Origin of the sequence: Streptomyces millisiae (assembly GCF_031845425.1) — a bacterium.
Taxonomy (GTDB): domain Bacteria; phylum Actinomycetota; class Actinomycetes; order Streptomycetales; family Streptomycetaceae; genus Streptomyces; species Streptomyces millisiae.
This window is the reverse complement of sequence record NZ_JAVREM010000049.1, coordinates 14354-28563: the sequence shown is the minus strand read 5'-3', so window position 1 is coordinate 28563 and position 14210 is coordinate 14354. Positions and strand designations below refer to the sequence as shown.

The window sequence follows — 14210 nt, the reverse complement described above, 5'->3', positions numbered from 1 at the left end:
CCCGAGTGCCGGCCCACCACTGCCGCCCGTTGGGCGATTGAGTACGAGAGAGACGAACAGGCAACGTGAAGATCAACGTGAGCGACGACACCGGCTTCCACGAGGAACTGGCTGATGAGATCGCGGACTTGGTGGACAGTGTGGCGCCGCGCGTGGCGAAGACCACCGGTCTGAGCCTGCCCCCCGAGGCGATCTTCCAGCTGGTCACTCCGGAGGAATGGGTGCGGCACGGCATCGACTTCGTGCAGCGGACCATCGACCGGGATATCGCCGAGCTCAACCTGAGCGGGGACACCGTTCGCACACTGCTGGGTCATCTCCAGGCATCGCGGGAAACCTTGCCGCATGTATGGGTGCTGTACCCAGCCACGACAATCCCCATCCGCGGCCTCGAGGACGCGATCAGCCTGATCGTGCCGCAGGTCTGGGAGTACGCGGGCGTGCTCCGTGACTCGCGAGCGAAGGCACAAGTCGTGGCCCACGAGCTGGCCCATCAGATGCAGCTGGCCGCGAGCGGCGCGGATCCGCGGTGGCTGACTCTCGCCCGCCGGCAGCGTGGCATCGAGGGCCTGGCGGTCGTGCACATATGGGAGGGACACGCCCGGTGGGTTGACCAGCAGGTCACTGCGGAGTTGTTCGGGCGCCCTTTCGACGACGCAGAGCTCACGCGGTCCCGGTCATATAGCGAGGTCGAGGCCGCCGCCGGGCATGCGCATCGATTCACCCGCGACGCCACCCGCGATGGCTGCGCCTTCGTGCGGCAGGTGGTCCACCTCGCAGGTATCGAGGCGATCAACCGGATGTGGAAGGACCCCTCGCTCCTGCCCACCTTGGACGAGATCGCGACGCCCGAGTCCTGGGTGAAGCGGGTCGAAACCTAACCACCTTGCTCTACCTGCCCATTGATCGAACCGAGAGAGCCCCCAACCGTGAACCCCTTCGTGCTCGATAACCCCGCCGAATCCCAGCACACGATCACCGCCCGCACCCGGCGCGGCGGCACGGCCCGCGAGGAAACGGCCGCCGTCGCCACCCGGGCGATGGACCAGCAGATGCCCAACTCGATGGCGCCCGATAGGAGGCGCCCGCTGGTCGCCGCAGTCGCGGCGGGAGCGGCGGCGGCTGGCGTCTTGATGCTGCTTGGCACTGCCACCGCATCGCAGCCCCCTCCTCAGACGCCTGCCGAGCCGCCCAGCGACAACGGAATCGGAGTGTGCACGGCATGAAGGACTTCCCCGAACACGCCGCGGACCCGATCGCGAAGCGCCGGTGACCGGCAGCACGTTCGAAAGCCCTCCGACGTGGACGGATTCGGCGAAACGCTGCCCGGCACCCCTTGACCTGGGACGCGCCCAACCACCCCGAGTTCCTCACCTTTCGTGAGCCGTGGTGCTAGCCCACATGGCCGGATGGTCACGTCAGCGCACGGTGCACGTCGTCGACCTCCAGCAGGAACACCACCCAGCAGGCCGCGCCCCATGGCCCGGCACCGATTCCGAAGATCGCCCCAAGGACCCCTGTGAACACCCCTGATGTCCCTGATGCTGCTGACTTCGCGACCGAGGCACGTCATCGGTTCGCTGCCGAGCTGACCGATCCGAGCGATCCGTGGCGCGATGCACTCGCTCATGTGCCGCGGCATCTCCTCGTGCCGGAGTTCCTCATGGCCCACGAGGGCATTTGGCAGACCCCCACCCCGGGCACCGAGGACTGGCTGCGGCTCGTCTACAGCGACCATGTGCTGGTCACCGGCCTGGATGCTGAGGGCCGGCCGATGTCCTCATCCACCCAGCCTTCGCTGATGCTGGACATGCTGCGGGCCCTGGATCCGCAGCCGGGGCAGCGGGTCTTGGAGGTCGGCACCGGGCCGGGCTACAACGCCGCGCTGCTGGCGCATCGGCTCCGCGGCGAGCACGTCACCACGATCGAGGCCGACGAGCAGCTGGCGTTGCGGGCCCGTCTCCGGCTGGCCCAGGCCGGCTACCGGCCCCGAGTCGTCACCGGCGACGGCATCGTCGGTGTGCCGGACAGGGCCCCGTTTAATCGGATCATCGTGACCTGCCGGCCGGCCTGGATCTCCCCGGCCTGGGTGGAACAGACGACAGATGGCGGGGTGATCGTCAGCCCGCTGGGAAACGGCGTCGCCCGGCTGGACGTGCGCGGCGACCGGGCTGAGGGGCGGTTCCTGACGGTGCCGGCGTACTTCATGCCGCTGCGGACCTCGCCGCTTCCGCCGCCGGCACCGCCAAACGACGCCTTCACCGCGGAACCGGCACGCACCAGCGTGCCGCTGGAGCGCGTGAGCGGCGATCTACGCTTCGCGCTGTCGATCATGCTGCCCGATCACCAGTGCGTCCCCCGGTGGGATGACGACGGTGTCACCACCGAGATCCAGCTGTGGACCTACGACGGCTCCGCCGTCCACGCCGATGCCGAGGGGCGGGTGTGGCACAAGGGCCCCCGCAACCTTTGGTCGGTCATCGAGCAGTGCCACGCCCTCTGGCCCGATCACGCGCCGGCGCGGAGCGAGTTCGGGCTGACCATCACGCCCACCAGCCAGCGGGTCTGGCACGCAGCCCCCGATGGCCACAGCTGGGACCTTGCGGCGCCCCCCGCCATCGAGGCGCTCCGTCGCTCCTCCTCAAGGAACGAATCGCGATGACACAGCAGCCAACGTTCTTCGGCCACCAGTTCGCGCAGCCCCACACAGCCGGACACCTGGACCCGCTCACCATGCCTGAGGCCGAATGGTGGACCCTCATCAGCCAAGCGCCTGGGGTGTTCGGTGACCAGTTCGATCGGGTGGCCTGGTGGTTCGAGGGGTACGCCGACGGAGCCCGCCGCCACGGAGGAGGCGACCTCGACGGGTTCGAGGAGTGGCTCATCGATCAGACGGGACGAACGTGCGCGTTCGGGTGGCGCGGCCTGATCCTGCACCGCGCGGGACTGCACTGCGCCCAACTGCTCAACCTCGCCCCCACCGAGCAACGGTGCGCCATCACCGTGCTGACCCGCTCCATAGCCGCATTCCTCAACACCAAGACGTCGGACAAGCCCCGCACCGTCCCTCGAACCGTCGCGCCGCCGGATGCGACGACCCCGCTCTGCGACGGCGAAGGGGAGCTGGACACGCATCTCGCCATCCACGGCGTCACCCGCTACCACAGCCGCGAGACGCTGAGGCAGACCGTGCGATGGCTCGCCGGCCGGGGATACCGGATGGTGCATCTGGACGCCGGCCACTGGTCTGGCCACCACGATCTGCACCGCGCGGTCGCACGCAGCCTCGACATCATCGAGCACCACGACGCGCAGTACTCACCGGAGACACTGCGCGATCACCTCCGCTCGGCGATCAGCCGCGCGACGGCACAAGGCGTACCGGGCACGGCCATCGTCCTCACTGACTACGACACATTCGCCACCACCTGCCCGGACCTCTCGCAGACCCTGCTGGAGATCATCACCCGCGAGGCGCACTACGCCGCGGTGACCGGGGGGCGGGCGATCTGCCTGCTCCACACCGACGACCCCGACAAGGAACTCGGGCCCGTCGGTGCCCGCCCGATCGAGTGGAACCCCGACGAACACCCCAGCAGCGGGCGGCGATTGGCCGACAGCCACCGCATCGACGACCCCACGCAGGCGTTGTTCCCGACGGGTGACGAGCCGACCGAGAGCAGCCCCTAACCAGCCCCACCACGGCCGGCCGCCACTCCATGTCCCAGCGCCGCGAGAGGAGAACGACGCGTTGACCCACAGCGACAGCAGTTCCAGCGGTACCACCACCCCCCAAGGCCCCACGAGCCACAACGAGACACTGCGCTACATCCCGTCCGGCAGCGGTGTGTTCGAGCGCAACCAGGTCACCACCGGCATGATGATCCGCCGGCTCCCTCACCTGCTGCGCCAAGCGCTGGGGCTGGGGTGGCGCATCGACCGCCGCGCCGTCACGCTGCTGCTGGCCTGCCAGGCCGCGGCCGGGTTCCTCGAGGCATTCGGGCTGGTGGCGATCACCGGCGTTCTCGGCGCGCTGATCGGCGACGGGAATGTCGCGGCCGAGGACATCGACGACCGCCTCCGGGACGCGCTGCCATCCCTCGCGGTGCTCGCGGCGGCGTTCGGAGCACGGGCCGCGCTCGGCATCACCGTCACCAACATCTCGACCCGGCTCGCTCCACGGATGACCCGCGAGGCGCAGCTGGAACTGCTGCGCGCGGCCACCCGTGCCGAGCTGTCCGCCTACGACAATCCCGGCTTCAGCGAGCAGCAGGAAGCCGCGAATCGCGGAGCGGAAGCATCCCGGGACCTGCTGATCGAGGCGCAGGACGTCATGGCCAGCATCGCTTCGCTCGTGGCGGCCGCCGGCGTCATGACCGTGCTCCACCCGGTGCTGCTGCCGTTGCTTGCCTTGGCCACGCTCCCGCAGGGCTGGGCCAGCATCCGAGGTGTCCGAGTGCACTACGAGGCATCCCGAGCTACCGCCGCCCACCGGGTCGCCTCCAACCACCTGCGCTGGCACATCCTCACCAAGCAGGCTGCTGACCAGATCCGGGCCAGCACCATGGCTGACTACCTCCTGGGCCGCTACCGCACCATCGGTGCCCGGATCGACGAGCAGATCGACAAGGCCGCGCACAGCGAGGCCCGCTACGCCCTCACGGGAGCCGTGGCCGGCGGGATCGCCACAGCCGGCGTCTGGGCGGCGCTCCTGGGGCTGCTGGCTTCGGGACGCATGTCGCTGGCCGCCGCCGGCACCGCCGTCGTCGCGCTGCGCACCGTCAGCACCTCCCTCCATGGACTCGTCGGCTACGGCACCCGTCTCTTCCGCTCCGGGCTGTACCTGGATGACTGGTCCCGGTTCATCGCCGCCGCCGCGAGCCACCGCATCAAGCGCGGCACCATCTCCCCGCCCTCTCCCGACGTGGTGCGCGCGGAGAGCGTCACCTACCAGTACCCCGGCGCCGACAAGCCCGCCCTCGACGCAGTGAGCGTGGAGGTACACCGTGGCGAGATCCTGGCCCTGGTCGGTGAGAACGGCTCGGGCAAGACCACGCTCTCGCGTCTGCTCGCCGGCCTCTACCTCCCCACTGCCGGGGAGGTGACCTGGGACAACATCAGCACCTTGGCTCTCGACCCGGAGGCGGCCTGGGCCCACACCGCCCTGATCCCACAGAACTTCACCCGATGGCCGATGACCGCACGCGCCAACATCACCCTCGGCCAGCCCCTGCCAGGCGGCGACGCCTCCGTCCTTGAGGCCGCCGAACACTCCGGCGCCGCTGAGGTCATCGCCGAGCAGCGCTCCGGCCTGGACACACTGCTCGCGAACCACGAGTTCGGCGGGGTCGAGCTCTCCGGCGGTCAGTGGCAGCGGGTCGCAATCGCTCGCGCCTTCTACCGGCCGGCGGGGCTGTTGGTCATGGACGAACCGACCAGCGCGCTGGACGCCCGCGCAGAGCACCGGATCTTTGCCGGCCTGCGCGACTACGCCAAGAACCGCTGTGTCGTGTTGGTGACCCATCGCCTGACCAACGTGGCGATCGCGGACCGGATCGTCGTCCTCGACCACGGACGCGTCATCCAGTCCGGCGGCTTCGAGGAGTTGCGCGCAGCCCCGGGCCTGTTCCGCGAACTGTGGCAGCTGCAGTCCGACCTCGAATCCAGCGCGCCGAAGACCACGCCTACCGGCCTGCCCCAGCAGAACAGCCGGCCCGCCGAGCCGGAGACGACACCCCCCTCATGACCGACCCGGGCCCGCTGCCCGGGGCCCGAACCCCCGCGCGGCACGCCCGGGGCAACAGCCCCACCCCTCACTACAACTACCGAAGGAGACTCATCGCAGTGATAGCGACCGAGACGACGGAGCACGAGGAGACCCTGGTCATGTGCTCCTGGAACGTCGAACGAGATGGTATTGACGCGAACGGCTCGCGGCGCCGGCGTGACATCGCCCTGGCCGAGCTGAAGAAGCGCAAGCCGCGCGTCATCTTTCAGCAGGAGGCGACGTACTCCATGGACGACGACGAGGCCGGGCGCAAGGAGATCGAGAACGAGCTCGGGCTGGTCTGCCGCGTGGCGCCCGTCACCGGAGACAGCCGGAACCCTACCGCCGTCTCCTACGACCCGCAGCTGTTCGACCTGGTGAACGTCATCGAGTGGTCCACGGGGCTGTATAAGCCGATGGACATCCCGGTCGTACGGCTGAGGGGCACCGTGAAGCCTCTCGCGTTGGCCTCGCTGCACCTGTGTTACTGGGCTCCGCAGGAGCGGGCCGTCCAGGCTCAGCGGCTGACGACGCTGGGCGAACCGGGGAAGAACGCGATCCTCGCCGGCGACTTCAACTCCGAGGAGTTGGGGAACAAGCGCCCCTCACAACCGGGGGATTGGGGCACCGACGCCTCGCTCCTCGCCCACCGCACCGTGCACGTCCCGGGTGCGCCGGGCGAGCCGGGTAAGCGGTGGATCGACACCGGCCCCGACGACATCCTCACCGGCACGGGCGTCTTCGCCGATCTCGCCCTCCACGCCGCCACCAACCTCGACCAGCCGAAGGCGACCCAGGCGACCGCGTCACTGTGGCGCACGGACCAGGGCCCGCGCCGGCGCATCGATCGTGCCCTCAGTACCCCGAACCTGCTGCCCGCGCTAAAGAAGTTCGAGGTGGTGACCACCCCGGAGGTGGTGGAAGCCTCCGATCACGCCCTCCTGGTGTGGGAGTACTCCCTGCCCAAGCTGGTCGCCGCGTTGGGCTGACAGTGTCGCCGCCCGGCGCCATGGCCGATGTGCCAGGCGGCGCATGACCAGGGCAACGCCAGCACGGGCCGCCACGGCTGCCTAACGGGGCAGTTCGGCATCAGCCGACCTGACGTGGCGGCCGCCCGGTGTGGGAGATCGGCCTGTCGGGCCGATCTCCCAGGCTCGGCAGCCTTCTCTCGGAGGCCCGTCGTCAAACCCCGGACCTGGGGCCTTGGATCACACCTCTCCTCCGTCCACCTGTTCAACTCCGAAGGATTCGATATGCGCTGGCGAGGGCCGGCCTCCATCACCACGGCACCCCGAGACGCGTCTTCCCCACAGCACTCCACGGAGTGCTGGGTGCTGCTCCGCGACACCCAGGACCAGATCACCCTCGTCCGGCCGGCAGGCACCAAGGACGTTTTGAGCCGCGAGTGGGAACTGCCCGGCGCCACCGTCCGCGACGGCGAGACCCCGCACGAGACGGCATCGCGCGCCATCCACCGGGCGACCGGCATACGACGCGACCCACCCGGCGCCCTGCTGGTCACCGAATGGCGCCGGGCCGACCCCCTCCGAGCGCGGCCCGCCGGAGTCAGCTTGCTCTTCGAACCCGCCCGGCTCGGGCTCGGCGAACTCACCCCCGACCCGAATGTCCAATTCGTTGCGCCGGAGGACATCGGTCGCCTCGCCACCTCGCTGATGGAACGCCGAGTCCGCGCGGCGTTGGCGGGTCAGCACTTTCTGCCACCCCCGTTCTAGGCGCGGCCCACGGCTCCGGGTGCCGGGCGGGAGAGTGACGGTTCCCTGCCCGGCACCCGCCCCCACGATCTTCTCCTCTTCGCTCACCGCCATGGCGGTGGGCCGATAACGCTGAGTTGACAGATAGGTGCGACATGACAGGAAAGACCCCGCTCGGTTCGCTGTGGCCTCATCAGCAGGAGGCTGTGGAAGCGATCGTCGCGGGTTGGGCGAAGCATCCGCGTGTGACGGCGGTGATGGCCTGCGGCACGGGGAAGACCCGCGTTGGCGTTCATTCCGCCTTCGAGCGAGTCGCTCGGCCTCGGGCCTTGGTCGTGGTGCCCACCCGGGACCTGCTGGCGCAGACGCTGATGGAGTGGCGGGACGTGCTCGGCGAGGCCGCGCTGGGTCAGGTCCTCGCGATCTGCGGCGACCGCCACATCATGCAGCGGGCGAGTGACTGGAACGGTGGGATCGCCTCGACCAACGACGCTGAGGAGATCGCGCGTCTGGCGGGGATGCCCGGCCCGGTGACGGCCGTCGCCACCTACGACAGCCTGCGTGCCGTCGCGGACGCGCACCTCCTCCATGGGCTTAAGCCCTGGGACGTGGTGATCGCCGACGAAGCGCACCGTACCGTGGGGCTGCACGGTCGCCCGTGGTCGACGGTTCACGACGATGACCTCATCAAGGCTAAGCGCCGGCTGTATCTGACGGCCACGCCACGGATCATCGAGAGCATGGCGGGCGCGGACAGCGCCGGCTATGTGGCCAGCATGGACGACCCGTCCGTCTTCGGGCCCGAGGTCCATCGCCTCTCCTACCCGGATGCGCGAGCGGCCGGCCTACTGGCGAACTACCAGGTCATCGTCGCCGTGGTCACCGATGAGGAACTACGGCGTGCGATGTCGGCGCCCGACGGCAGCGACTACTTCGCCATCGGTCGCCATGCGATCAGTCCCGAAGCACTGGCCAAGCAGCTGGCGGTACTTCGCGCTGCGGAAGAGCATCAGCTGGGCCGGATCATCGCCTACACCCGTCTGGTGCGCGACTCCGCTTGGTTCGCCGAGACGCTTCCGGACACCGCCTTGCGGACCGGGTTGTGTGTCGACCGCCCGCTGTGGACCGGGCTGGTGCACGGCCAGCAGAGCAGCGCCGAGCGCCTCGATGTCCTAGACCGGCTGCGGGCCCCGGGAAATGAGCGGCGCATCGTCTTCAACTCGCGTGTGCTGGGGGAAGGTGTCGACGCCCCGGCGGTGGATGGGGTCGCCTTCCTTGACGGCCGTGACTCGGTGGTGGACATCGTCCAAGCCCTCGGGCGCGCGCTGCGGCTGGGCGGCCTCAAGGAAAAGACCGCCTCGGTGATCATCCCGGTCCTGCTGGCCCAGGGACAAGACCCTGAGGAAGCACTGAACGGATCCCAGTGGGGCACCGTCTGGCGTGTCCTGCGGGCGCTACGCGCGCACGACCAGGATCTGGCCGACACCCTGGACCGGGCCCGCGAGGACATGGGACAGCCGGCCAAGCCCACCTCGACCCCGGCGTGGGAGCTGCCCGACTGGCTCCACGTCGAGGGCATCCCGATGCCCGCCGGGCTGGTCCGGGCCATCAGCACGATGACCGTCCAAGCGACGACCGAGTCCTGGGAGGAGTACTACGGGGCGCTCAAGGCGTACCACGAACGCGAAGGAGACCTGTCCGTCCCCCAGAGCCACCGCTGTGAAAGCGGTCTGGCCTTGGGACGGTGGTTGAGCACCCAGCGCCAGCTCTATCGAGCTGGCCGCCTACCGCACAGCCGTCGGCGCCGGCTGGACGCGTTGGGCATGGTGTGGAATCCGATGGAGGCGGAGCGCCGGTGGGTCATGGCCGCCGCCACCTCGTATGCGCGGTCGCATGGCAACCTCGCCGTCCCGGTGGAACACGTCACCGGCGACGGCATCAAGCTCGGCGCGTTCCTTCAGCGCGTCCGTATGGGCACCACCAGCCTCAGTGACGACGAGCGCGAGGTGCTGAATGGCCTGGGCATGGTGTGGGACACCGAGGAGCACCGGTGGACCACCATGTTGGACGCCGCACGCGCCTACAGGCAAAAGTATGGTGACCTCCTCGTACCGGTCGCATACAGCGTGCCAGGAGATCCGCCACTGAATCTCGGGCAATGGATCGTCAACCAGCGAGCCAAGGAATCCACGCTCTCTCCTGCGCGGCGTGCGCAGCTCGACCAGCTCGACATGGTCTGGGACGTGCAAGATCGCCGTTGGCAGACCATGTTCGAGGCCGCGCGCGAATTCCATTCCCAGCACGGCAACCTCGACGTACCGAAGGAATATCCCGTCATCCGAGACGGCATCACCCTTCAGCTACTCCCCTGGCTTCACAAGCAGCGGGACAAGCGCAAAGCCGGAACGCTGACTGAGGACCGTATCGCGAAACTCTCAACCATCGACATGATCTGGTCCATCAGTGATGCTCAATGGGAACGGGGATTCCGTGCCGCGCAAGCCTTCTACGACGACAACGGCCACTTGATGGTTCCTCCTGGATTTATGGCTGACGGTAGCCCTCCCATCAATTTGGCCAACTGGATCGGCAATCAACGCAGCGCTCTCAAGCCTGGTTCTGAGCGGCACGAACGCCTCGACAAGATCCAAATGATCTGGAACGTCAAGGAATATCGCTGGCAGCGAAATTTCGAGTTGGCCCAACTGTTCTTCGAAAAGGAGGGGCATCTTAACGTTCCCCCTAGCCTCACCTTCGAAAGAGACGGCGAGGAGATACGCCTGGCCCGGTGGCTGGAATCACAAGCATCCGCCTACCGGAAAGGAAAATTGGCCACCGACAGGCTGCTGCAACTGACATCCATCGGAATGCGCTGGCCTCGGTAACTGTCGACCAGGGCCCGGCAAAATGGCCGAAAGGCGAGTGGAGAGGTAATGTGCGACATGGCGAAATCCATGGTCTACAACATTCTGAATGGCGGTCGGGAAAGCAGTGGATCGCGCCGCCGCTGGAACATGCAGATGAACATCGTACAGGGCGTGCGGCCGGATGTTCTGTGTGTGTGCGAGGCGACATGGTGGCACTGGGACGACCGCCGGATACTTCGGGACACGATGGCTCGACTGGAGATGGAGTGCGCCCTCATGGTACCCAGCAGGGTGGGTGACGGGGTGAACTGCACTGCCCTGCTGTACCGGCCCGCCACAGTGAAGGCGAAGAACTCGCGGCAGCTTGCCGCAGGAGTTTTCCATCATGCGGCGATCGAGTCCGCGATGGACATAGACGGGGTCGAGGTCACGGTGCTTGGAACGCACCTGTCTTACATCCCTGCACGGCGGGACGAGGAGGTGGTTCCTCTAGCGGATCGCGGCGCGGATATGCGGCCGGAATGGACTGAGAAAAATCGGCGGGTGGTGCTGATGGGTGATATGAACTGCGCCCATCCCAACAGCCCTCAACCAATCTGGCGCCGCATCCCCGCACCTCTCTACCCGCGTTATCGGACGCGACAGCCTGACGGGAGTTTCGGAGACGCGGACCGGTCCACTATCACGACGTTGCTGGCGGCCGGCTACAGCGACCCCTACAGCGTCTTGGGTCGCGACCGCGAGCACACCACCGGGCACTGGTACGAAAACGAGCCCGAGCCTCAGGAACTCGACCACATTCTGGTCAGCAGCAACATCGAGCACGCGGTCACCAACGTGCGCACGGTGAATTCCCCCGAGGCCAGGGCGGCTTCCGACCATCTGCCACGGGTCTGCGAGCTCGACCTGGCGGCACTCAGCTAGTCCACGCCTCCTGGCCGTTCGCCACCGGCCGGGGCCCGGGCGGGCCAGCGCGGTCGCCGTCCGCGGCACCTGCGGCCGGCCCTCGACGACACCATCACACCTCGGGGATCGATACCCATGAGCACGACCGATTCACTTCCCCCACTGCCTGCCTTGGTCGCACGGCTGCCACCGGAGGCGGCCGACCTCTTCGGCCGGCTCGGCGCGCTGCCTCTCGTCAGGCTGGACCACGCGGAGATTGCGGCGGCCGCTGGGCAGACTCGGACCGCGGTCACGCCCGCGCTGCGCGCTCTGACGAGGGCTGGGCTGCTGCGGCAAGTGGGACGCACGGAACTGTTTCGGCTGCGGCGGAGCCGGGTTCACGCCTACGCCGCGCAACGCGCCCTCGACCTGGACGAGAAGACGCGGGCGGACACCCTCGGCCGGTGGGCGGAGTGCCTGCTGCGCACCGCGACAGCCGCCGGAAAGACGGTCTCCAGCCGACGCCCACTGCCGCGCATCTACAGGCACGGCGCCCCGGACGGCGGCCTCCCGTTCGCCAGCGACGACGCGGCCGCCGCCACGGCGTGGCTTCACTGGCGCCGTGCGGACCTGACCGCCACCGCGAACGCCGCGTGGGAGCGAGGTCTATACGACCTGGTGCGGCAACTGGCCGACACTCTCGTCCCCTTGGTCGAGCGGCAACCCCATGACGGATGGCTGCACGAACTGCTCGACATCGACGGATACGGGCTGTTGGCCGCCGAGGCAACACACGATGTGGTGGCACAGTCCCGGCTGTACTTCGTCAGCAGCGGCATACACCACTATCACGTAGAGGCCGACAGCAACGAGGACGACATCACGCTCGCCGCCCAGTCCGTGCGCAAGGGACTCTCGCTGATCGACGGAACGCAGCCGGCTGCCAGCCTCACCTCGCAAGCGGAAGCGGCACAGAGCGCCGGACGGGCGACCGCACAGATCGAGGGCTGGATCGCCATCGCCGCCGACCACGCCTTGGCGCGCCGTTGGGGCACGGCCCTGCCGTTCTTGGGGCAGGCCCGTGCTCTGGCTGACATGACGAACGACGTCCACGGCCAGGTCATGTCCCGGCTGTGGGCCGCCCGCATCACGCTGGAGATCGGCCAGCCCAACCACGCGCTCACCATCCTGCATGACGCCGCGAAGCTGTGTCGCGGAGCCTGGGACGTGTTCTTGGGCGGGCAACTCGCCGAACTGAGCGGCCGCGCGTACCAGGCCACCGGCGACACCGCCAGCGCCACCGTTCATCTGCAGCTCGCGCAGACCGCGTTCTTGGACTGCGCCGCGCCGTACTGGGAGGCCCGTTGTCTGCTGAGGCTCGCACAGCTTCACCAGGGCCCCGAGAGCCAACGGCTCCACGACGAGGCCCAAAAAGTCTGCCAACAGGCCGATATCCCGCTGCCTGAACTGCCACGGGACAAGCAGCTCGGTCCCCTAGCGATGGCGACCGAAACAGCCGTTAGCGAGACGACCTCGTGACCCAGAGCTTGACCCCATCCACCAAGCGGCAACTGCTCAGCATCATGGGCACCCTCCCAAGCGATGCTGACGCCCTCGTCGCCGTGCTCGGCGTGCTACCTCTCACCCGGCTGGATCGCCGCGCCATCGCGGTGGCCGCGCGCCAGCCGCTGACCGAGGTCGACCAGGCGGTAAATGCGCTGCTGACCGCGAAACTGCTGGAACCGGTGCCCAACACCGACCTGCTGCGAGTACCGAAGCACGTACACGAGCACGCCACCACCCTGGCCGCACGTCTACGCGAGGGCGAGCGGAGGGAGGCGTGGTCCCGGTGGGCCCGGCATCTGCTGGACGCAGCGATCACCGCAGGATCTGCCCTATCCAGCCGAGCCCCCCTCACCCCCGCATGTGATGCCCCGGACGGCGTAGGGTGGCCCTTCCCCGCCGGCGACGCGGCCGCAGCCGTGGCCTGGCTGGTGGAGCGCCGCACGGACCTCGTCACTGCAGTGCGCGCCGCGGACACAGCCGGGCGACACGAGCTGGAGTACCAGCTGGTTGGCGCGCTCATCGTGCTGGCCGAGCGGCACCATCTCCCCGAGTGGCCTGGGCTATTGACGCACTACGGTGTGCCAGCGGCCGAACTCCACGGGGACATCGTGGCGACGTCTCGGCTACTGTGCGCGCTGGCGGAGGCGCACCGCCGTACTGGGGACCATCAGAAGGCGGAAGACCACGCGCGCCAGGCACTCGCCAATACGAGCGCCGGCCTTCCCTCTGGCGGGCCACCGTCGGCCGCTGCGCGGCCGGCCGGCGGCAACTCCACGAACGCGCCCGCCGATACGTTCACCGACACCACCAAGCCCATCGTCCTGGCGGACATCGAGAGCCGGCTCACGCTCGCGTCCGTTCACCGCTCGGCCCGACGCACGCACCAGGCAGTGCCGATCGCGGCGCAGGCCCTCGCTCTGGCGGACGAGGCGGGCGACCGACGAAGTATGGCTCTGGCGCGGATCGTGCGCGCCGAAATCGCATTCGACGACGGCCGACCCGACGAGGCGATCAACGAGCTACGCCAGGCCATCCCCCTTCTGCAGCACACCCCGGACCAGTTCGAGGAGGCGCGGGCGGTCGCGCTGCTGGGCCAGGCCATCGCCACCACCGGAGACCACCGCACCGCCGTGATGTACCTGGGGGAGGCGCACGACCGGTATGTGAGGGCCGGAAGCCCGCTCGGGGAGGTCCAGTGCCTCCAATGGCTCGGCGACATCATCGGCGGCGCGCGAGGCGCGGAACTGTGGGCCGAGGCGGACAACGTGCGATGGGCGGCCGGCATCCCTCGACGTGCCACTCAGCACCTCGCCAGCTCAGGAGGTACGTGACGTCACGCGCCCCCACGACCACAACGCCCCCCGATGACGCCGTGCGCCTCTACGGCCCTCGCCGCCTAGAGACCCTCGCCCT

11 protein-coding genes are annotated in these 14210 nt (G+C 68.6%); all 11 read left to right on the top strand.

Going from position 1 to position 14210, the window contains the following annotated elements:
- The first annotated feature begins 65 nt into the window (after nucleotides 1–65).
- The 11 genes from RNC47_RS26435 (at nucleotide 66) to RNC47_RS26385 (ending at nucleotide 14128) form a co-directional block, all read left to right on the top strand.
- Nucleotides 66–881, top strand: a complete 816-nt coding sequence (locus RNC47_RS26435) for a zinc-dependent metalloprotease (RefSeq protein WP_311602214.1) — start codon at nucleotides 66–68, stop codon at nucleotides 879–881.
- Nucleotides 882–929: 48 nt separating this feature from the next.
- On the top strand, nucleotides 930–1226 hold the full coding sequence (locus RNC47_RS26430; protein WP_311602213.1) for a hypothetical protein: 297 nt from the start codon (nucleotides 930–932) through the stop codon (nucleotides 1224–1226).
- Between the two features lie 293 nt (nucleotides 1227–1519).
- On the top strand, nucleotides 1520–2662 hold the full coding sequence (locus RNC47_RS26425) for an rRNA adenine N-6-methyltransferase family protein (RefSeq protein ID WP_311602212.1): 1143 nt from the start codon (nucleotides 1520–1522) through the stop codon (nucleotides 2660–2662).
- A 71-nt stretch (nucleotides 2663–2733) separates the two neighbouring features.
- On the top strand, nucleotides 2734–3690 hold the full coding sequence (locus RNC47_RS26420; protein ID WP_311602211.1) for a hypothetical protein: 957 nt from the start codon (nucleotides 2734–2736) through the stop codon (nucleotides 3688–3690).
- A 61-nt stretch (nucleotides 3691–3751) separates the two neighbouring features.
- Nucleotides 3752–5746: an ABC transporter ATP-binding protein gene (locus RNC47_RS26415; protein ID WP_311602208.1), complete on the top strand. Its 1995-nt coding sequence runs from the start codon at nucleotides 3752–3754 to the stop codon at nucleotides 5744–5746.
- A gap of 98 nt (nucleotides 5747–5844) precedes the next feature.
- Nucleotides 5845–6756, top strand: a complete 912-nt coding sequence (locus tag RNC47_RS26410) for an endonuclease/exonuclease/phosphatase family protein (protein WP_311602206.1) — start codon at nucleotides 5845–5847, stop codon at nucleotides 6754–6756.
- Between the two features lie 342 nt (nucleotides 6757–7098).
- Nucleotides 7099–7500: an NUDIX hydrolase gene (locus tag RNC47_RS26405; RefSeq protein WP_311602204.1), complete on the top strand. Its 402-nt coding sequence runs from the start codon at nucleotides 7099–7101 to the stop codon at nucleotides 7498–7500.
- 134 nt (nucleotides 7501–7634) lie between these two features.
- Nucleotides 7635–10364, top strand: a complete 2730-nt coding sequence (locus RNC47_RS26400) for a DEAD/DEAH box helicase (RefSeq protein WP_311602202.1) — start codon at nucleotides 7635–7637, stop codon at nucleotides 10362–10364.
- 57 nt (nucleotides 10365–10421) lie between these two features.
- Entirely contained in the window at nucleotides 10422–11270 is an 849-nt protein-coding gene (locus RNC47_RS26395; RefSeq protein ID WP_311602200.1) for an endonuclease/exonuclease/phosphatase family protein, read from the top strand.
- Nucleotides 11271–11387: 117 nt separating this feature from the next.
- A complete protein-coding gene (locus RNC47_RS26390; RefSeq protein ID WP_311602198.1) occupies nucleotides 11388–12770 on the top strand; it encodes a hypothetical protein in 1383 nt (460 codons plus the stop codon).
- Nucleotides 12767–14128, top strand: coding sequence for a tetratricopeptide repeat protein (locus RNC47_RS26385; protein WP_311602197.1), 1362 nt, complete (start codon nucleotides 12767–12769; stop codon nucleotides 14126–14128). The genes RNC47_RS26390 and RNC47_RS26385 overlap by 4 nt, the downstream gene beginning before the upstream one ends.
- Nucleotides 14129–14210 lie beyond the last annotated feature (82 nt).

Coding starts and splice junctions, on each gene's coding strand:
- RNC47_RS26420 (WP_311602211.1), top strand. CDS start 2,734: ATGCCTGAGGCCGAATGGTGGACCCTCATCAGCCAAGCGCCTGGGGTG.
- RNC47_RS26400 (WP_311602202.1), top strand. CDS start 7,635: ATGACAGGAAAGACCCCGCTCGGTTCGCTGTGGCCTCATCAGCAGGAG.
- RNC47_RS26395 (WP_311602200.1), top strand. CDS start 10,422: ATGGCGAAATCCATGGTCTACAACATTCTGAATGGCGGTCGGGAAAGC.
- RNC47_RS26390 (WP_311602198.1), top strand. CDS start 11,388: ATGAGCACGACCGATTCACTTCCCCCACTGCCTGCCTTGGTCGCACGG.